This window comes from Streptomyces bicolor (assembly GCF_000719285.1).
GTDB lineage: Bacteria > Actinomycetota > Actinomycetes > Streptomycetales > Streptomycetaceae > Streptomyces > Streptomyces bicolor.
The window spans coordinates 19,826-39,366 of sequence record NZ_JOFS01000009.1; the positions used below are offsets into that span (position 1 = coordinate 19,826).

20 protein-coding genes are annotated in these 19,541 nt (G+C 63.7%); 18 read left to right on the plus strand and 2 right to left on the minus strand.

Annotation, left to right across the window (positions count from 1 at the left end; translation table 11 throughout):
• Positions 1-82: 82 nt before the first annotated feature.
• The 10 genes from IF78_RS0113220 (at position 83) to IF78_RS0113255 (ending at position 13,947) form a co-directional block, all read left to right on the plus strand.
• The gene (locus IF78_RS0113220) at positions 83-1,516 is read left to right on the plus strand and encodes an ATP-binding protein (protein WP_031476672.1); all 1,434 of its coding nucleotides are present in this window, start codon (positions 83-85) and stop codon (positions 1,514-1,516) included.
• Between the two features lie 555 nt (positions 1,517-2,071).
• The gene (locus tag IF78_RS48375; protein WP_158751356.1) at positions 2,072-2,272 is read left to right on the plus strand and encodes a hypothetical protein; all 201 of its coding nucleotides are present in this window, start codon (positions 2,072-2,074) and stop codon (positions 2,270-2,272) included.
• Positions 2,273-3,537: 1,265 nt separating this feature from the next.
• The gene (locus IF78_RS47610) at positions 3,538-4,509 is read left to right on the plus strand and encodes a competence protein CoiA family protein (RefSeq protein WP_438947149.1); all 972 of its coding nucleotides are present in this window, start codon (positions 3,538-3,540) and stop codon (positions 4,507-4,509) included.
• Positions 4,510-4,822: 313 nt separating this feature from the next.
• Entirely contained in the window at positions 4,823-5,398 is a 576-nt protein-coding gene (locus tag IF78_RS0113235) for a DUF4365 domain-containing protein (RefSeq protein WP_031476677.1), read from the plus strand.
• Positions 5,395-6,603, plus strand: coding sequence for a hypothetical protein (locus tag IF78_RS0113240; RefSeq protein ID WP_051827800.1), 1,209 nt, complete (start codon positions 5,395-5,397; stop codon positions 6,601-6,603). The genes IF78_RS0113235 and IF78_RS0113240 overlap by 4 nt, the downstream gene beginning before the upstream one ends.
• A gap of 247 nt (positions 6,604-6,850) precedes the next feature.
• Positions 6,851-8,959, plus strand: a complete 2,109-nt coding sequence (locus IF78_RS46035; protein ID WP_078662425.1) for a helicase HerA domain-containing protein — start codon at positions 6,851-6,853, stop codon at positions 8,957-8,959.
• Between the two features lie 64 nt (positions 8,960-9,023).
• Positions 9,024-10,319, plus strand: a complete 1,296-nt coding sequence (locus IF78_RS48380; RefSeq protein WP_158751360.1) for a hypothetical protein — start codon at positions 9,024-9,026, stop codon at positions 10,317-10,319.
• Between the two features lie 14 nt (positions 10,320-10,333).
• Positions 10,334-11,485, plus strand: coding sequence for a DNA adenine methylase (locus IF78_RS50855; protein ID WP_078662426.1), 1,152 nt, complete (start codon positions 10,334-10,336; stop codon positions 11,483-11,485).
• 958 nt (positions 11,486-12,443) lie between these two features.
• Positions 12,444-12,926 carry a hypothetical protein gene (locus tag IF78_RS48385; protein WP_158751364.1) on the plus strand — a complete coding sequence of 161 codons (483 nt, stop codon included), beginning with the start codon at positions 12,444-12,446 and terminating at the stop codon, positions 12,924-12,926.
• 100 nt (positions 12,927-13,026) lie between these two features.
• Positions 13,027-13,947, plus strand: a complete 921-nt coding sequence (locus IF78_RS0113255) for a nuclease-related domain-containing protein (RefSeq protein ID WP_037640382.1) — start codon at positions 13,027-13,029, stop codon at positions 13,945-13,947.
• Positions 13,948-14,068: 121 nt separating this feature from the next.
• Here the strand turns inward: IF78_RS0113255 and IF78_RS46045 are convergent, their stop codons facing one another.
• Positions 14,069-15,304 carry a helix-turn-helix domain-containing protein gene (locus IF78_RS46045; protein WP_031476686.1) on the minus strand — a complete coding sequence of 412 codons (1,236 nt, stop codon included), beginning with the start codon at positions 15,302-15,304 and terminating at the stop codon, positions 14,069-14,071.
• The gene (locus tag IF78_RS0113265; RefSeq protein ID WP_031476687.1) at positions 15,301-15,621 is read right to left on the minus strand and encodes a putative quinol monooxygenase; all 321 of its coding nucleotides are present in this window, start codon (positions 15,619-15,621) and stop codon (positions 15,301-15,303) included. Before IF78_RS0113265 ends, IF78_RS46045 begins: the two co-directional genes overlap by 4 nt.
• A gap of 191 nt (positions 15,622-15,812) precedes the next feature.
• Between IF78_RS0113265 and IF78_RS0113270 the strand changes: the two genes are divergently transcribed.
• The 8 genes from IF78_RS0113270 (at position 15,813) to IF78_RS0113305 (ending at position 19,498) form a co-directional block, all read left to right on the plus strand.
• On the plus strand, positions 15,813-16,160 hold the full coding sequence (locus IF78_RS0113270) for an SCO3933 family regulatory protein (protein WP_031476689.1): 348 nt from the start codon (positions 15,813-15,815) through the stop codon (positions 16,158-16,160).
• Positions 16,161-16,165: 5 nt separating this feature from the next.
• Entirely contained in the window at positions 16,166-17,512 is a 1,347-nt protein-coding gene (locus tag IF78_RS0113275) for an FtsK/SpoIIIE domain-containing protein (protein WP_031476691.1), read from the plus strand.
• 83 nt (positions 17,513-17,595) lie between these two features.
• Positions 17,596-17,802, plus strand: coding sequence for a hypothetical protein (locus IF78_RS0113280; RefSeq protein ID WP_031476693.1), 207 nt, complete (start codon positions 17,596-17,598; stop codon positions 17,800-17,802).
• Between the two features lie 2 nt (positions 17,803-17,804).
• A complete protein-coding gene (locus tag IF78_RS0113285; RefSeq protein WP_031476694.1) occupies positions 17,805-17,999 on the plus strand; it encodes a hypothetical protein in 195 nt (64 codons plus the stop codon).
• Between the two features lie 79 nt (positions 18,000-18,078).
• Entirely contained in the window at positions 18,079-18,759 is a 681-nt protein-coding gene (locus tag IF78_RS0113290) for a DUF2637 domain-containing protein (RefSeq protein ID WP_031476696.1), read from the plus strand.
• A 19-nt stretch (positions 18,760-18,778) separates the two neighbouring features.
• The gene (locus tag IF78_RS0113295; protein WP_031476698.1) at positions 18,779-18,985 is read left to right on the plus strand and encodes a mobile element transfer protein; all 207 of its coding nucleotides are present in this window, start codon (positions 18,779-18,781) and stop codon (positions 18,983-18,985) included.
• Positions 18,986-19,003: 18 nt separating this feature from the next.
• Positions 19,004-19,159 carry a hypothetical protein gene (locus IF78_RS48870; protein WP_167348314.1) on the plus strand — a complete coding sequence of 52 codons (156 nt, stop codon included), beginning with the start codon at positions 19,004-19,006 and terminating at the stop codon, positions 19,157-19,159.
• A 24-nt stretch (positions 19,160-19,183) separates the two neighbouring features.
• Positions 19,184-19,498 (plus strand): hypothetical protein, encoded by a 315-nt coding sequence (locus IF78_RS0113305; RefSeq protein ID WP_031476700.1) that lies wholly within the window; start codon positions 19,184-19,186, stop codon positions 19,496-19,498.
• The last annotated feature ends 43 nt before the right edge of the window (positions 19,499-19,541 follow it).

The window sequence follows — 19,541 nt, forward strand, 5'->3', positions numbered from 1 at the left end:
GCTATGACCCAGGAAGCGAGCTAACATCTAAGTAAGACTCAATCTACGTAATATCGAAACTGTGTTTCACTGGGAGGCTGCCGTGGAGTTCAAGGGCAGGGCGGCTGACCTGGACCTGCTGGCTCGACAGCTGGGCTTGGTGATCGAGGGCGCGGGCGCCACCCGAGGGCAGGCTCTGATCATGACGGGACGGCGTCGGGTGGGGAAGTCCCGCCTGGTTCAGGAGTTCTGTGACCGGTCCGGAGTTCCGTATGTGGTCTTCCAGGCGACTCGGGGCCGCAATGCCGTGGCCGAGCGGGCGGACTTCACCGGAGCGCTTGCCCAGTCCGCCCTACCGGGAGCGGAGCTGGTGGCCGGGCTGCAGACCGCGGACTGGAACCAGGCGCTTCGCTCACTGGCCGTCGCGGCTGCGGACGATGCCCCGAGTATCGCGGTGATCGACGAGGTGCCGTGGCTGGTGGAGCAGGACGCGGAGTTCGAGGGGGCGCTGCAGACGGTCTGGGACCGCCACCTGTCCGCCAAGCCGGTCCTGCTCATCCTGGTCGGCAGCGACATGTCGGTGATGGAGGCACTGCAGTCGTACGGCCGCCCCTTCTTCGGCCGGGCGGCGAAGATGACCGTCCAGCCATTGCACCTGGCCGATGTGCAGGCCATGACCGGGCTGGATGCGGCGGAGGTGGTGGACGCGCTGCTGATCACGGGCGGCTTTCCGGAGATCGTCCAGTCGTGGCGGCCGGGGATGGGCCGGGCGGACTTCCTGCGCGCGGCGGTGGCGAATCCGCTGTCGCCGCTGCTGGTGGCGGGCGAGCTGTCGCTGCTGGGGGAGTTCCCCGAGGCGTCGCACTCGCGGGCGGTGCTGGAGGCGGTGGGCAGCGGGGAGCGGACCTTCTCCACCATCGCCGCCCAGGCTGGGGGCGCGGGCGCGCTGCCCTCGGGCACGCTGTCCCCGCTGCTGAACACCCTGCAGGCCAAGCGGGTTCTCGCGGCCGACCTGCCGCTGTCCGCGAAGGCAGACACCAAGAACAAGCGCTACCGGATCGCCGATCCGTATCTCCGGTTCTGGCTGGCCTTCCTGCAGCGGGGAATCCCGCTCATCGAGCGCGGCCGGGGCGACCTGGCCCTGGAGCGCATCGAGCGCTCGTGGACGACCTGGCGGGGACGTGCGGTCGAGCCGGTCATCCGGGAGTCGCTGCTGCGGCTGCTGCCCGATGAGCGGTGGCCGGAGACGGAGGCGGTCGGCGGCTGGTGGAACCGGCAGAACAACCCCGAGATCGATCTGGTCGGTGCCGATCGTGAACCTGTTGCGGAGGCGGTGCACTTCGTCGGCTCCGTCAAGTGGCTGGAGTCCCAGCCATTCGGGCGGCGTGAATACGACGCCCTGGCTCGGCACGTACTCGCGGTGCCCGGCGCCGGGCCGGACACCCCGTTGGTTGCGGTGTCCCGCAGCGGTGTGGACGGCGGTCTGCCGCTCGCGGCCCACTGGGGGCCTGAGGATCTGGTCCGCGCCTGGCAGTAGCCGGAAGACGGCGAGGCCCGGGCTGTGGGCTCATGATGCCCAGTGTCGGCATGCCTCCACCCAGGCCCATCCCTCGGGCGCGGGTTCGGGCAGCGGTAGGTCGAGGATGCCGATCGCCTGACGGTGTCGGCCGTGTCCGCACAGGGCGACGATGCCGCTGCCGGGCCGCAGCTGGATGCTGGTGCCGACGGAGGCGATGCTCGGCAGCGGGTCATGTTCGTCATGGCTCTTCTTGCGGCGGCGCAGCAGCTCCTCCCCATCTCGCTCCCAGGTGAACGTGCGTCCAGGTGGCCGAGACGGTTGCCGGCGGCGTCCAGGACGAAGTCGTAGCGGACCGGGCGGTCAGTTACCTCCTCACGGGGGTAGTCGATGACGTCGGCGGCGCCGAGGGAGCGGACCAGGTCTCCCGCGTCGGGGCCGCAGACGCCGCTGACATGGGCGCCGTAGTGGACGCCGAGCTGGACGGCGTACGTCCCGACGCCTCCGGAAGCCCCGATGACCAGTACCTCCTGGCCTGGGCCGGGGCGTGCCACGTCGAGGGTGTGGAGCGCGGTGATGCCGGAGACGGGAAGCGCGGTGGCCTGGTCGACGGACAAGGCGGCAGGCCTGGCGGTGAGTTGTTCGGCCCTGCCGCAGGCGTATGCGGCGAAGGAGCCGTCGCACTGGCCGAAGACATCGTCCCCGGCCTTCACGTCGCTCACCTTCGGGCTGACCGCCTCGACGGCCCTGGCGGCGCGCCAGCGGCGGACGCGATGACAGGACGCCGTAGTCCGATCTGCGGGCTGAGGCGCGATGTCGGGGCCGCCCCGTCATGAGATACCAGACAGTCGGGTCGACACCGGCCACGTGGATCCGGATGAGCATCTCGTCCTCGCGGGGAACGGGACGGTCGATGTCCCGCAGGCGCAGGGATTCCGCGGCGTGCGGGTCGAGGCCGGTTCGAAGGGTGCCCGATCGTTGTCCGCGGCGGACGAGTTCGGCCCGTCCGCCCTCACATGTGAGTCGACCCACACCTCCTCCACAGACCTCGACACCACGGCGACAACGACTGGGCGCTCGCAGGTGGGGGACGCGCCAGCAGACGGCGAAGCGGCTCTGGGTCCTGTGACGGCGGATGGACAGGCCCTGTACCTGTCGGTGCGGCGGCTGGGGGCGACGACTGGTGGCAGCGAGCGCGAGATCGCCGCGCGACGACCGACTCTGGAGGAGGCCGTGGACTCGTTGGTCGGAGTTGCCAGAGCGGTGGGCACACGCTTGCAGCAGACGGGAAGGTTGAGTTCGCCTGTGAGTTCGCGGTCGTGTCCGGCACGCTCGTGGCGGTACTCGGCAAAGCCACGGCCAGGTCCACCCTCAAGGCCGCGCTGGAGTGGGTTGCACCGTCGTCGTGACCGCCCTGAGCGATGCCACCCGGGACCTGCTCAGAATCATGGCCTTGACCATGCGGCTTTCCATGAGACGGCTAGCCGCAGGTTGGGCGCCCCCGGCAGGACTCGAACCTGCGGCCAAGCGCTTAGAAGGGCCATGGCCTCTGCTCTTGTCGTTGAGTGCTGACCTGCACGCATGGCGCCACTGGTGACGCCCAAGTGGCCAACCTCGACACGTATTCGACACGGGCTCCGTTGGCGGACTGGCGGGCGATGTGGCGGCCAGGCAGGGGGCCAGCATTGCGTCGGAAGGTGCCGGCCCCTGGATCTCCCCGATGTACTCACGTATGACTGCTCAAGTCGACCTATTCTGCCGTCGGCGTCGTGCTCGAGAGCGGACACGCTGTGAGCACTCACTGCCCATCGTGTGGCGAAGTAAGGGGGTACAACTTGTCCTTGACTGCACGGCATGCAGTGCGGGGCTTGCTGGATGCGACGCTGACAGATCTTGGGTGTGCGTGGTCTTGGGAAGCAGTGCACCGCGTGCGGCCGCGGGTTGATCTGGCCTGTCCCGAGTGTGCACACCGCGTACATGCCAAGGTCTCGCCGCGGGGTACGCGATACTTCGCACACGACCCAAGCGGGCCCAACTGCGCAATGGCGGGGGAGTCCGTAGAACATCACCTGCTGAAGCTGGAGTTGGCCACTGCCATCCGCGCGGCAGGACACCAGGCACAGTTAGAGGTGCGCGGTCCAGGTGGCCATTGGCGTGCCGATGTGCTGTCGTCCTCCCCGGATGGTGCTGTCCGGATGGCCTGGGAGGTGCAGCTATCTGCAATCACCCTCCAGGAGATCCACGAGCGCACTCAGCGTCTTGCTGCCGACGGCGTCGGCGTTTGCTGGGTGTCCACGCGCCTGCGGTCTTGGCACGGTGCCGTCCCCTCGATAGTGGTCACTCCTCCGCCTACGGATGATCTTGATTGGCAGATCACTGCAGGACTCGCGTTCTTCGAGATCGAAGAGTGCTATGCGCACGAGAAGCCCTGGCAATGCCCTTTGGGGGAGCATGGCCTGTGGAGCCGCCTAGAAATCACGCTGCCGGCGTTCGTGAGACAGGCCCTTGAGGGCTGCGTGATCGTTCATCAACCCACGGAGCACATCTATTTGAGCGACGGCTCCTGGTCTGCGGTGTGGAGCTCGCCGGATCACATCGCCGTCGCGGCACGATTCGGCGAAGTTGAACGGGAGAGTCAGCAACGACAGGCGCGGGAGAACTTGGAACGGCGTGCCCGCAAGTGGCCTGACGTCAACCGCGTTTTGGTTCAAGAGTGGCAGGAGATGCTCCCGGAGGGCACACAGCGGGCCCTGCACTCCGCGGTTGCCGATTGGATACGCGCCGAGACAGGAAAGGAACCATCCTTCAAGCCTCAATGGTTCGCGTGGAACTGGGCGTGTGGCGTGCCAGTCTGCGTCGACGGACGACCATACGGAGTCATCCATCCTGACCCCTCCAAGGTCGACTGGAAGCTCTTGACGCGGATGGTCATCTTCGTTCCCACCGACACCGATCGACAAGCCCTGCTCCGCTCGGCTCCAGAGGGAACCCGCGTCGTGACATTGTTGCCATAGAGCCGCGCGGCGACGTGCATACGGCTCCGGAGGGCGCTTGAGACTCCGATATCGTGCCTGGTCATGGCGCTGCAAGCTCCCGATCGAGTGCAGTCCGTCCACGGATAGTCCACACCCTTGACTGCGGATGGCTTCGGGCTCACCGCAGGGTTGCCGGCGCTCCGGCCATCCATGGTTCCGCCTACCTGTGCTTGAAGCGCGACGGGCTCCAGGCCGAGGAGCTCGGCTCGTTTTGATGACAGATACGCCAAGGCCTTCTGTAGCTGGCGAGTGATCGAGTAACTTCGCGACTTCGGCAGCAGGGGGGGTGCTCATGGCTTCGGGCGACGAAGACGACGACGTGCGGCCCAGCGATGACCGTGATCTGGTAGATGGTCAACTGCCCATGACAGCAAGGCAAGAGCACTTCAGTCTGGCATTCACCCGCATGGTCGCCTACGCGGCAGGGTGCGCGGTCAAAACGCACGAGACGGACTACGAGGGCGTGGACATCACCATCACCTCGTCGGCTGACTACAAGCGCTTCTGGGGCGCCGAGTTCGATCTTCAGCTGAAGTGCACTACGCAGCAGCAGTACCTCACCGAGACCCACATGGCTTGGCCTATGAAGACGAAGCCGTACAGGAAGCTCATCCGTCCACGGCGCTACATACCTGCCTACCTAGGCGTGCTCCTGCTTCCCGAAGACGTGGACAAGTGGCTATCGGTGGATGAAGATCGCCTCATCACCGAGAGCCGTATGTACTGGCAGGCCGCTTCAGAGTTTGAGGCTGACAACGGAACACAGCTCACAAAAACGGTACATTTGCCCCGTGCGAACCTCTTTGATGGTGGGCAACTTCTCGCCATCATGAGGACCATCGGCGACGACGAGGGAGGCCACAGGTGAGTCCCTCAGCCCTCGGCGACTACCGTGAAGCAGCAGCCACGCTGAGCCCACCAGCAGTCTCGCAGTTCCTTGCCGCGCATGATTGGGAGCTGGAGGCGCGGCAGGACCACGTGCGTGAGATCTGGAGGCTGCCCGGGCCTAATGGCCATGTCGAGGGACGGATCATGCTTCCCTTGGCGCAGGACTTTGCCGACTTTCACCAGCGCTTCGAGGACACGCTTGTGTCGCTTGGCCACATCCATTCCATGGACGCGGTCGAGCTGTACGAGAGGGTCTTGGCAACCCGCGCGGATCTGTTCTTCGTGCGTCTGGACCAAGCGATGCTTGACGGGACGATCCCTTTCCAGCAGGCAGAAAAAACTCTTCAGTCGCTATACAAGATGGTCCGGGCTGCTGCCACAACAGCAGCTGACCCGACTCACTCGCACCGCGGGCGGCGTCCTGCTGGGGTAACGGAATTCCTGGAAGACGACGTTCGACTGGGTCATACGAAGCGCGGCAGTTTCGTCTTCACCATCGTCACGCGTCTGGGGGACCCGCCTCCGGTGGATACAGACCAAGTTGACCCAATTACACCGTTTCCGCGTAAGGTAATGGAAACTCTTGCCCGGGGACTGGAGACTGCAGAGCGCCTGACGCGGCAGTGGGATGAACGAGTCCTTGAAGAGCCGGGACGTTCAGGCCTAAGTGCTGGACTGGTGGAGTCACTGGAAGATATGGCCCAGCCCGTCCAGTTGCGGCAGGTGGATCTATCATTCGAATGGGCTGCCGCGGAGCCTCGTCCGGACGTCGGTTTGGCTACCATCGTCCTAGACCGAGATGTCATGGGTGAACTTCCCCGGGTGCGGGAGCGCTTGGTGAGGCAAGAGGAGCCCCCACGGCGTGAGACTCTCGTCGGGATAGTGAAGGGACTGAGTCGCGACGATTCGTCCGACGACGAGGTTGAAACCGCCTCCGTCACCCTCGCTACCGAAGTGAATGGGAAACAGCGCTCAGTTCATCTCACGGTTTCTGGGGAAGACCACGACTGGGCCATCGTTGCCTATCGCCAGAAAATTCCATTCACAGTATCCGGCGATCTCACCTATGAGAAGCGGGCTTGGCGTCTGGTGGGGGAGATCGACGTCGACTCAAGGTTCTTGCGGCATCATGCAGGGTTGCAGTCCTCGGCCGGCGACGCCCCTTCAGACGAGAGTGGCGACTGACACTCACTCCAGGCCAATCATGGCGGCTCCCACCTGACGAAGGGGTGGGGGCCGCCGATGCTTCCTGACGGCCCGAAGCGTACGTGACCTCGCATGTTGCATGACTAAGCGTCAGATGGTCTCATCCCTCGTTAGGTTGTACGGCTTCGCCCAAGATCGCACTTTCGGTTGAACGGCTGTCGTGGACCAGCCTGTGCCACTAGGCTCACGGACTGTAAGCACTGCAGACGCCTCGGGGGGCGGAATCATGGTTGACCTCATCCCGCACGTGGGAGCCGGCACGCTGATGGAGAGCGTCTTGCTGGCGGACGATCGAGCGGTCCGTGTCGGAGCTATTCAGGCTCTGGACTTTGACCGGGCCATTGTCATTACGCATGACCGGTGGAAGGCCGAGACCGGGGGAATTCCACAGTTCTCTTTCTTGCTTGCCACCGCGCGCGAGATTGGTACAGGCGGCGGTGACGACGACGAAGTACTGTTGTTGCGCGTAGAAGGTACTGCTCCATTGTCACTGGAACGGGATCTTCTTGGAGTCCGCGAAGAAGCCCTGCGTGACGCACTGTCCAGGCATGAAAGCCCATCCCCGTCGGTCGTACTGGACCTGGATATTGATCCATTCACGCGGAATCGCATCTCCTTCACCGGCCTGGACTGCCGCATCATTGGCACCTTCTATGAGCAGACCAAGGATGGAAAGCTTGTTCTTGATTTCGGTCACGACGTAGACAACTTCTACGCAACTGCCACGTACCGAGTCTATAAGCCCGTAGGTCCCGGACTGAGTGCCATTGCCTCCTACATTAAGCCCGGCGGCGATGAGAAGATTGAAAATGTCCGTATCGGAGCTGTTCGATATTCCTCCACGCGTCGACGTGCCATGGCATCCGGGCAGGATGATGCGCCGGTATTTGTCAATGTCTATGACTTTATTGGAAATAAGACCGGTATGTTCGGCATGACCAGAATGGGTAAGTCGAACACAATGAAGACTGTGGTCTCCAGGGTATTCGCGGTATCGGAGAACCGCAGGTCTCAGGGGAATTCTCCGATCGGGCAACTGATCTTCGACCCGCAAGGGGAGTACGCCAACCCGAATACTCAGGATGGTACGCATCTCGCCGCACTCGGCGAGCGACACGTCATCATCTATAAATTCGGCGCTGCGGGAGACAAGTCGAACGTTCGTCCGCTGGGGTTCAACTTCTTTGATCCAGCCCAGGTGGATGCCGTAAAGGGAGTTATCTCTTCGGCTTTGGTCGATGCAGCAGCAGACTATGTGCGCGCCTTTGTGCAGGCAGACTTTGAAGGAAACCCGATTGCGGGCGAAACATCGGACGAAGCGGTCAAACGAAAGGCGCACGCCACACGAGGGCGCCTGGTCCTCTATGGGGCTCTGAGTAAGGCTGACTTTCCTGTCCCTATGAAAGAGCCCGAAGGTAAATGGCCCTGGCGAGCATGGGTCACCATGCGCAAGGAATTGGTTGACGAGCTTGAGAACCAGCTCGGCACGGGGCATGTGGTTCGGGCTAAGTCAGGTCGTCAAGTTGGGGTTGAGCGTACATCTCTCACAACCGTGTTGGACTGGCTAATCGAGCGTGCTGAGGCCAATGACCTTGGTGGCAAAGCGGCCGAAGGTCTGAAGTCCATCGTTGAAGGTGACGCATGGCGCTCGGCGTTGCCTATCTACACTCAGGAGAACCAAGGGCGGCAGGTGTCTGGGTACACCAAACTGAAGCCCCTTCAGTCGTTTCACACTCCATCGTCGCGCTCTGATTACAGGAGCGAGGTTTACGGGGAGCTAGTTGCCGGTCGGGTTGTTATTGTCGATCTGCACCTCGGTCCCGATAGCGTTGTACGGAAGCTTTCGGAAAGTCTTGCCTCGTACGTGATGCAGAAGCAGACGGAAGTCTTCACGTCTGGTGACGCCCCGCCGCAAATTCAGGTGGTTATTGAAGAAGCTCATAATCTATTCTCTAGCGCCAAGTACAAGGACGATCTCGATGTCTGGGTACGCCTGGCCAAAGAGGCTAGTAAGTTGAAGATTGGCATGATCTATGCCACGCAGGAAGTCACAGGCGTAGCTCACCAGGTGCTGGCCAACACGAAGAATTGGGTCGTGGCTCACCTAAACAACACGCGAGAAGTAAATGAGCTGGCCAGGTTTTATGACTTCAAGGCGTTCAGTGACTCGATTATTAGTCACGAGGACAAGGGCTATGTGCGGCTGAAGACTATGTCTTCGCCGTTCATCATCCCAGTTCATATTGACAAGTACGGTCGCGCCCTGGTCAATGAGGGTCGTGCAGCGGCCGGCGATCCTCCCCTCCTTGAGGAAGGAGAGCACAGTGCCGTATGAGACCGTATCAGGTGGGTTTGAGCGGGCATCTCGTCTTGGTCATACGAACGCCATCGTTAGGGCCATGGCCGAGAAGTCAGATTTCTACGTACCAGCAGAGCATTTAAGCGACACATCTTGGCTTGAGCCGAAGATCACCCATGATGCCGCGCAAGCGGAGAGTGGTGGCCGGATCAGCAGCGCTATCGCTGTGGACGGCTCCCTGATGGTCGTCCCCGTTCGCGACGGCCTGCCTTCCGTCCGATATGGATATGCGCAGTCGGCGGCCGTTTGGCTGGACATCACCGCCATGGAGAAACAGAGGCAGGAGCGTTTCGTTGATCCGGTCGCCTTGGGGCAGGCGGTCAACTCTGCGCTGATCTCCTACGACCTGCCAGTCGCTGGTGCCTACGTGCGCCGGGGTGTTTCAATCAAGGACTCTTGGCGAGAAAGCCTGGACAGCCTCTTCCGTACTAAGAAAATTGAAGTCAACAGGATGAATCAAAGCTTGATGAGCCTCCTGTTCCTTCTTCATGGTCAACCTGGCAAGCCTGCCACATCTTTGGATGTGAACTGCCCTGAACCCACCTGCGGTGAACGAGATATTGCGGTGAGTAATTCCGGAGCGGACTGTCCGGGCTGCAAGACGCGCTTGTTCCCGACAGACGTTCTACGTATTCACGAAGAGGTCGTAGAAGATGGCTCAAATGAGAGTCCACTAGGTCGCCTCATGCAAGTCGTCGAGCTGCTGGTCGTCGTGGGACTGGCTACCTTGCTCTGGGAGCAGTCCCGCGATCAGCTCTTCCGGAATACTCTCTTTATTATGGACGGCCCGATGGCCGTTTATGGACCTCCGGCTAAGCTGCGCAGTCAGGCTTTGCGTTATTTTCAGTCCATGCGTGGGGCATCCGCAGGCCTTGCGCCATTTATTTGCGGGATCGAAAAGACCGGTACAGTCGTTGATTACGCTGGTACATTGGCGCGACACAATGTTCTGGCCGCGGGTGACCTTATGACGGTGGATTCGGAGGTGATTTCAGCAATCACCAACTCTGATAACCCTATCGCATATGGTGCTGAGACCTATTGGGGTCGAAAATTTATCTATAGGTCTACTGATGGCCGCACCGTGGTCTTTACGGTCCTGCCGAGCCAGGGCCCGCCCTATGACGACCGCGGGGGGCAAGCGCATCCCTCCGCCTACCCGACCCTGCCAGCAATCCTTGATGTGATCGACCGTACAGGCTCGTCCATGTATCGTAATGGCATTGTCCCAGTGTCACTGGCGCACTCTAAGGCGGCTTACCCCATTGGGGTGGGAACGGACGTTTTGCGTCTGGCTGCAAGGCAAAAGCTTGGCTTGGGGACTTCTGGATCCTGACCGAGGAGCTTCCGATGACGGCTGTCGTGACACCTAGCGCAGACGGTTCCTTGCCGCTGTCCGCGGTGAGCGCGCCGGCGCAGATTGGTCCATTCCCTCGGCGCACCGAGACTCCACTTGAGCTGGAGAACCCGAGCGCAGCTCGCAGTAGATACCTATCGCCCCTGCGGTATCCAGGGGCAAAGTCTGGTCTTGTGCCAGTCATCGAAGGTCTTCTAACGGCTTCTCGGCCGTCAATAGGGCAGATAAGTCTGCTGGTCGAACCCTTTGCTGGGGGTGCCTCGACAGCGCTTCGCCTTGCGGCCGTAGGGGCAGTGGAACGGGTACTCCTGGCGGATGCGGATCCATTGGTGGCGCGATTCTGGCAGATCGCTGCTGCTAACTCAGAGTGGCTAATCGATCGAATGTATGAAGAGCCGGTTACGCTTGAACGCTGGGATTATTGGAGATCTTGGCGCCCTCGGGGCGAAGACGACCGAGACCTTGCGGTCAAGTGTTTGTTTCTCAATAGAACGACATTCTCGGGAATCCTTCACGGTCGAGCCGGCCCTATCGGCGGTCGAAAGCAGGAGAGTCGCTACACAATCGACTGTCGGTTCAACAAGGATGCGCTTGCCCAAAGAATCAGATTCGTCGGTGAGCTGTACTCGAAGAACCGAATCGTTGACGTGTGGTGTAAGGACTGGCAGAGCACGCTTCATGATGTCGCTGAATGGTATCCAGACCTATTGCCGAATCGCGTTCTGGCGTACCTAGACCCGCCCTATTTGGCCAAATCGGAGACGCTTTATAGTAGGTCTTTCGACCCTGCCGGTGGATATTCTGCGGCGCGAAAAGGTATTGATACCTCGGGCTGGGAGAAGGGGCGAGAGCACTATCGCTTGGCTGAATACCTACGTCGAAAGGCTCAGTATCGTTGGATTCTTTCCTATGATCGCGATGATTGCCTCTTGGAAGATCCTGACTTGTACGCTGCATCGCGAATGACACCTACCCCGGCGGATAGAGAATCCATTGGGGTGAGGAGCTGGTACATCTCGAAGAGGTTGGTCGATCTGAATTACACGGTGGCTGGCTTTGGTAAGAATGGGCGAGCAGCGGAGCTGCTTTTTACGACTCTGCCTGCGCGTTGTGTTCCATTGGGTGAGAACATGCGCGCCGTCTGACGGGGGTAGCTGCACGGGACGACACTAGGTCGGCGGAGCGACTTTGGCCTGGAGCTGCTTTGGCGCGAGTGATCATGGCCCCGTAAGCTTCCGGCGCGTCGGGCAGTCTGTGGACCTGCCCGGTAAAGCACGACGTTGGGGCCATGATCTTCGAGGCTCGCGCCAAAGTGGCTGGCTAAAGTCGTGGAGCCGACCGCCCCAGCCACGACGGGGTTCTTCCCCACTCTTGGCCGCGCCCGCCGGCCGGTGGCCTGGTGCGGGATCAGCGGGCCGTATGAACGCCCGCGCATCTGGCAGCGTCGGCCCGCGTGTCACCGCCACCACGATCCGGCCTCTTTCGGGAACACAAAGCGTCTTTGACCTGCACTGTTGGGGATCACCGTTCGTCCCCGTGCCCGTGTTGGAATGTGGCCGCTGCGTGCGGCGACGGGCGGGCGGCGACGTGCGCCGGTGGCGAAGACATGGAGGCGGCGCGGCGGCGACCGACCGGCGCCGCCGCGCTTGGCGCGGCCCTCGGTTGGATCCGACCTACTTCGTAGGCAACCGGGTGGAAAGGGACGCGTGGTGGCCCCGGTAGCGGGGCGTTGAGGTCCGACCGCTGTTGCGTCTTTCCCCTTCCGAGGCCGGATCGTGGTGGCGGTGACATGCGGGTCGTAAGCAGCCGTTGATGCGGCTGGGCGGAGTGTGCGGCGGTTGGGTTGGCGATGATCGACGAGAACTGGTGGTCGCCGACCAGCGAGCGCAGCGAGCCTTGATGATGTAGGGAAACTCTGACCGCAAGGTGCTCTTGCAGGTTCGCGCAGCGATCCTGGGACTGGACCACCGGAACCGGTCTAACGTCGCGCGCTCGGCGACCGGTGGCTGCAGACGAGGGCCGTACAGCCCAGCTGTCGGTGGGGCAGAATAGGGCGGCGACCTGCGGGTGCGATTCGCGCTTCCGGCTCCGCACGCCGTGGACGTGCAGTCGCGGTTCTGCGATGGTGAGCCTGTGGGCGAGGGGGAACGCGAAACAATTGCCATTGCGTTGGATCACGCATGGCGTTGGTACGAGAACTGCCGTAACCGTACTGTGGCTCTGCTTCAAGTCGTCACTCTTTGGCTGGCGATTCTGGGTGCAGGCTACGGAGCCGTGCTGCAGGCGAAGCTGTACGGTCTCGGTGGTGCGATAGGCCTCCTGGCTGCGATCGGTCTACTCGCAGCTGACCGTGAGGCGAGTCGCATGAGAGCGTCGGCAGCGCTGGCAGCCGACGCTGTGGCCGAACTTGAGGCACGTCTGGCTGACGCCACTGGCGTACAAGCCCTGCGTCTGTACCAGCGTGAGCAACAGAGTCGTCCGCCCTCCCGTCGCTTCTTGGGCCTCGACCTCGGACGCTGGGTGGTGCACGTGAGTCTCACGGTCTGCATCACCGTGGCCTTCTACACGTGGGTGGCACTGCCCTGAGACGACTGAAGTAGGCGCTCTGATCGCAAGGCGCTCTTGCAGGGCCCATATTCGGCTGCTGCCATGTGCAGAGATGACACGCCTTTGGGGGAGCGGGCCGATGAGCGATCTCACGGTGAACCCGTGGAAGCGGCATGGCAAGGATCGGTTGTACGTGAACCTCCCGGACGGGACCGCTGTTGCGTGGGCGGACCGGCTGACGAAGGTGGTCACGATCAAGGTGTCGAAGTACCGGGATGAGGCCGTGGCGCTGCTGAGTAAGCACCTTGGGGGTTCGGTGATCGTCCGCTCTGAGGCACCGCGGCCTCGCGTGGCTTCTGGGGCGCCGCCTGTGATACCTCCTCGGCAATCCGCCGTGCCCAGCCCGCCCCGGCGTGGTCGACCGGTGGCTTTGCCGGACTTGACCGTTGCCGATGACCTGGCAGAGAACCGCCCCGGTGCGGTTGTCCTTGAGACGATCGCCGCTCGGGGTCCGTCGGCGGCTCGGAGACTCTGGACCCGGGCCCTGCGGCGGGCTTCGGAGTGGGATAGCTGGTATGTCGGGCTCGAAGGAGAGCGGCGCGTAGGCCGGGAGCTGCAACGGCTCTCGGCTGGCGGATGGAGAGTTCTGCACGGCGTACCCAAGGCCAACGGTGGGGACATCGATCACTTATTGATCGGCCCTGGCGGGGTCTTCACAATCAACACCAAGCACCACCAAAACGCTTCGGTCTGGGTCGGCGACACCATGGCCAAAGTGAACGGCGGTCAACCGGTCCCGTATGCGGCGGCGAGCAAGGCAGAAGCCGCCTATGCCCAAGAGGTACTGGAACGGCACTGCGGGTTTCCCGTTCCGGTCGAACCGGTCCTGGTTTTCGTCGGCGTTGCCTCGCTGCACCGTGCCGTGACGCAGTACGCCGTGCGGATCTATCAAGAGCGCGAAGTGTCCGCGCTAGCTCCCCTCTCGGGCAAGCTCACGGCTGAGCAGGTCGAGTGCGTCTACGGCGTTGCCCGGCATCGGCGTGCGTGGCTGCGTGTGTGAACCATCGCTTGCTGGCCGGGGGTGGCTGGCAGGCCAGCAAGTCGGAGAACTCCACATGAAGGACGCAAAGCTCTTTGTCCCACTGGCGCGCATGACGCTGCGGTAGATCTCGCGGGAGTTGCTAGTTGACAGCACTCCGCTCAGCCAAGTCGCGCAGCGACTCGGGGATGCGTGGATCCGAGAGTTGGATCAAGTCGCGGATGACTTCACGAGCCAGGTGGTGGTCGTGGATCTGCTCGGGCGCTAGGGCTTCGGCCTCCAGGAGTGCGGCTGTGGCCTCGCCGACGTGTCGCCGCTGCGCGTGTGCTCGCGCCACGTCAAGCAGGAAACGTGACTGTCGCTCGGGCGACAGACCCGAAGCGTCAACCTGCTGGGCCACCTCTAGGGCAAGCCCCGCGTCTCCCAACTCCACTGCCGTGCTTACGGCGTGGATCTCGACGTTCGTCGGCCCGAACTCCGTGTCGAAGTCGTTGCGGTCCCCGCCTAGCCGCGCTGCGATCCCACGTGCTCTGTCGATGTGCTCGTGGGTCCGCCCTCGGTTGCCCTCCCTCGCGTTGATCACTGCCAGAACGAGGTTCATGGCGCCAAAGAGCGAAAGCTCTTCCGGCGGGCACGCCGGGGCCTCAGTCCTCGGACCCATGACGGTCGCAGCGGATTGTGCTGCCTGTTCGGCCTGCTCCATGTGCTGCTGCCGCATGAAGGCGTGTGCCATACGGAACAGACTCGCGACGACTTCCAACGGCTGCCCGGCAAGTTCGGCTGCTTGTAGTGCTCGATCAGCTGCGACCCACGCCGCATCTGCCTGATCTTGCCTAGTGAAGCTTGCTGCGGCGACCTGGTACGCCTTGGCGCGTAGGGCATGGAGTTGAGCGAGTTCGCCTGCCGGCGCGTGGCGTACCGCGGCCTCGATGCTCGGGAGCAACTTGACGAGATGATCGCTCAGTGCCGCGTAGCTCGATGCGTGCACGAGAGTCCATGCCTCGTCTACTCGCTGACGGAAGTCCGCAAGCGATGGAATCGGTTCGGCCGGGGGCTGCTGGAAGAGGCTGCCCAGCGCAGGGTGACCGGTAAGGGCCACGCGTAGTCCGTCAAGGTCGTTGCTCTTCGCCGGCGCTTCTGGCTCGGCCTGCTCCGTCGGGGCAGCGTCCGGTCGTAGTTCGCGCACGGGCACGTTGAGCGCATCGGCAAGAGCTTGAAGGACGGATAGCCGCTCGACGGGCTGTACGCCTCTTTCGACCTGCGACACCCAGCTCTCGGAACGTCCCATCGCGGTGGCAAGGTCGCTCTGGGACATGCCTGCGGCGCGGCGCAGCTCCTTCACCCTTTGGCCGAGCGTTTTGGTGTCAGAAGCCGTCACTTCTCGGCTCCGGTGGTGTACTTGCCGGCGTACGGCTGGAGGAAGTCGACCTCGGTCTTCTCGACGTACTTGGAGCGCTCGGTCAGGAAGTGGCGGGTGTGCGGCTGACGCTCGTGCTCCTCGAAGGCAGCGCGATCGGCGTACAGCTCGTAGAAGATCCGCTCATTGGGTGCGCCCTCGACCTCATGGCACACATAGACCAGCGTGCCGGGCTCGTGTGCCCGGATCCCCGCGGTCGTCTCTCGCATGAGCGCATCGAACTCTTCGCCAGCACCGTCACGGAGCGTGAAGCGAACAAAAAGCCCGAAGTTGGCCATTTCTTCCTCCTCGTTGTCGCACTCAGTCTCGCAGACTCGGAGTTCCCCTACTAGTCGCAGTTTTTCTGTTGACTCGCAGTTTTTCTGCGAGTAGCTTCGGTGGTGTCGCTACAACAAGCCGCCCCGAACTGCGTGCCATCCGCCAAGATCACAACGCAGCCCGGGGCTAGTCCCAAAAGGGAGACTCCATCATGCGTCAGATCCCCGTCGACACGTCCGCGATGACGGTCATGCTGATCCAGACCCCGGAGAAGAAGGTCAAGAACCGCGAGACTGGTGAGGTCGCCACGGATCGGCAGTCGGGTCAGGTGCTCTACAACGTCAACGTCGCGGTGGTCATGGACGGCCGTCCGGACGCGGTGACGATCGTGGTCGCCGAGGACGGCATTCAGCCGGACCTCGTGGCCGGCATGCCGGTGGAGCTGCCGGGCTTGGTGGCCCGCCCGTGGGAGAACGACTTCGGGCACGGCATCTCCTATCGAGCGATCGCGGTCGCCGCGAAGCAGCTCACCCCGGCCGGCTCGAACGGCAAGGGCTGAACGTCATGACCGAACTGCTACTGATTGCGTTAGCGGTTCTGCTCGGCCTGGCGCTGCTGCTGAGGTGGCGGCGTCCGGCCTGGTACTGGATGACCTTCGGCGTCCTGTTGGCCATGCTCAAGGTCCGCTTTCGGTACGCGTCCGTGATGGACGCCTGTGACCTCACGGTCCCGGCCTCGCGCCTCCGGCTTACCTTGGCCCGCTGGTTCAACTGGGACACACCGCGGCAGCGCGTTCCTCGGCTGCTCTGGATAAGGCCGACGCGTACCGGGTTGCGGCTGCGCATCCGGATGCAGCCCGGCCAGGATGCCTTCGACTACTCGGCTGCGGTCGACCGGCTGCGGCACGCCTTCGGCGTTCACCAGGTCACCTCCCGCGAGATCAAACCGGGCACCGTCGAAATCGCCATGACCGGCTACGACGTCCTCCGGCGGGTGCAGATGCCCGCCCGCCTCGACCGGGGTGAGCTCCGGATTCCGATCGCGTTGTGTGAGGACGGCTCGGTCCACTACCGCGACTACAAGCAGGTTCCGCACGCCATCACCCTGGGTGCCTCGGGATCGGGCAAGTCGGTCACACAGCGCCGTGTCATTGCTGAACTAGCCGCTCAGCGGGTGGCGTTGGTCGGAATCGACTGTAAGAACGGCGTGGAACTGGCTCCGTTGGCTCGCCGGTTCTCGGCCCTGGCTGACAACCCCGATGATGCCGCTGACCTCCTCGAAGCCCTGGTGGCCCGTATGGAGGCGACCTATCAGACGATCCGGCGCGAGCAGCGCATCAGCGCGGACACCCCGGATGCGGAGATCACCGCGGACATCTGGGGCCTGCCGGAGCACCTGCGCCCTGTGCCGGTGGTGCTCACTATCGACGAGATCGCCGAACTCGCCTTGTTCACCACCACGAAGGAGAAGAAGCGCCGGGAACGGGCCGTGGTCGCCCTTGTCCGGCTGGCTCAGCTAGGACGCGCCGCCGGCATCTTCGTCGACATCTACGGTCAGCGTTTCGGCTCCGAACTAGGCGATGGCATCACCATGCTGCGCGCTCAGCTGACCGGCCGTATGTCTCACCGCGTCAACGACGAATCCAGCTCCAAGATGGCCTTCGGTGACGTCTCCCCGCACGCAGTTTTCGCCGCCACGCAGATCCGCAACGACCGCCCCGGCATGGCCGTCGTGGGCTACTCCAACGGCGACTGGACGCGCATCCGCTCCGCCTACACCTCCATGCGCGAAGCCGTCACCGCCTGCAACCGGAACGCCGACCTGACCCCGGATCTTCCGGAGCTGTCCCGCTTCCGGCCGCTGGTGGATCTCGCGGCCGCCGAGGCGCCCCAGGTGGCAGAAGCCGCCTGAACCTCCCCCCGTTCCACGGTCGGCGCGACTGCCTCGCGCCAGGTCCTTACCCGAGCCATGCCCGAAGAAGGAGATCACCCGTCATGTGCCCCAACTGCGAGGACTTCGCTCGCACCGTGGTGATGCTCGGCCAACTCGCCCTCTACGCCGACATGTTCGGTGCCGATCAGGACTTCGTCGACTCCGTGGGCCCGTGCTTGGCGGCTTCGCTGCCTGAGCCTCCGCCCGGCTTGTTCCCGCCCGGCTATGACCCCAACGAGGGCCCGGAGTACCCGGGCGAGGGGCGGTGACCGTGCCCGCCGCGAAGAAGCCCGCCACCCGCCGCAGGACGGCGCCGCCCAAGCCCGCCAAGTGCCCGGACTGCGACGGCAACGGCGAAATCGCTGAGGCCGTCAAGGTCGGCACCCGCAAGGGCCGCATCACCGACGACCGCCAGACCGGCCTGTGCCTGACCTGCTGGGGCACCGGCGAAGCCACCCCCGACTGAACCGGCCCGGACGGGGCGGCCGGACATCGTTCCCCGCCCCGCCCTCTGGCCCACCCGACCTGCAAAGGAGGTGAAGACCATGCGCCGCGCCCTGTACCACCTTGTGCTCGTTCAAGCCGTGATCTCCGGCGCCCTGTCCTTCGCCCACCTGCACGACCTCGCCCAAGCCGCCGGCCAGACCGGCTGGAAGGCCTGGGCCTACCCCGTCTCCGTCGACCTGCTCATGGTCGCTGCCTGGCGTCGACTGCGGGCTCATCGCTCCTGGCTTGCCTGGTGCTGGTTCCTGATCGCCCTGGTCGCCTCGCTCGGCGCCAACGTCGCCACGGCCGGCTTCCTTGACATGGATCACCCGCCCGCGCTGCTCCGCCTCGGCGTCGCCGGCTGGCCTGCACTCGCCTTCCTCGGGGGCACCCTGCTCGCCCATGCCCCCGAACCGCCCACCGCCCTCGCGGACACCTCACCGGAGCCTGTGCCCTCCGCTCTGGATTCCGAACGCACACCAGAGCCGACACCCGAGCCGGAGCCCGCGGCGATTCCTCCGGTCGACGACACCCCGGCTTTGCCCACCGCAGAAGCAGATCCGACCCCCACTACTCCTGCTCCGGCCATGCCGGTACCGCCGGCGTTGGTCGCCCACGCTCGCAAGGTCGCCGACGAACACCATGCCCGCACCGGCAGTCCGATCGACCCCGAGGCCCTGCGTGCCCGCCTCGGCGTCCCCGCCCCTATGGCGGCCGCCATCGCCGCCCAACTCGCGTGACCAGAAAGGACATTGATCGATGGGACACCGCTTCTTCCTCTTCGAGCGTCTCGTGCGCTACGGCCCCGTTGAGATCGGCCGCGCTCTGATCAAGAACGGCGAGAAGGGCTACATCGCCTCGTGCACCGCCGATCAGTGCGGCTGGTCGGCGGAGTACACCAGCTACGGCGCCGTGTGCGTGGCGGCTAAGGGACACCGCTGCCGGATCAAGAGCAAGTACGAGTAGCCGAAGGGATACCTCGCCATGTCCGTGCCGCTGTGGTTCTTCATCGCCTGCCTGGCCGTGGTCGGCGTCAAGACCCTCCGCCCGCCCCTGTGGCTCGTGATCGTCCTGCTGATCGGCGGCTACATCCTCGCCGGCAGCCTGTTCGCCCCGGCCATCGACCCGTTCATCAAGTAGCCCTCGATAGAAGGGAGTTCATCGATGTTCCACCCGAAGATCCCGACCATGCCGACGCCGACAGGCCACGCGGCCCTACCAGCCGCGGTTGAGCCGACCACCGTCGTTCCGAGCACGCAGAGGACGCCGACCGTTCCCGTCGCGCCGGAGCCGGCCCGGCCCACGATCCAGCTCACCCCGGGCACCGTAATCGCCCTCGTCGGTGGCGGCACCGCCGTGGTGCTCGTCGTGGGCGCCGTCCTCGTCTCGCTGCTGCTCGCGGTCGCTATCACCGGTGCTTCGGTCGCCGTGTGTGCCGTAGTCGTCCGGTCGATTCTCGCCAGCGACACCCGACGTTGACCGGCTCCCGGAGCGGCCTCGGTCGCCAAACTTCGTCCGCTCC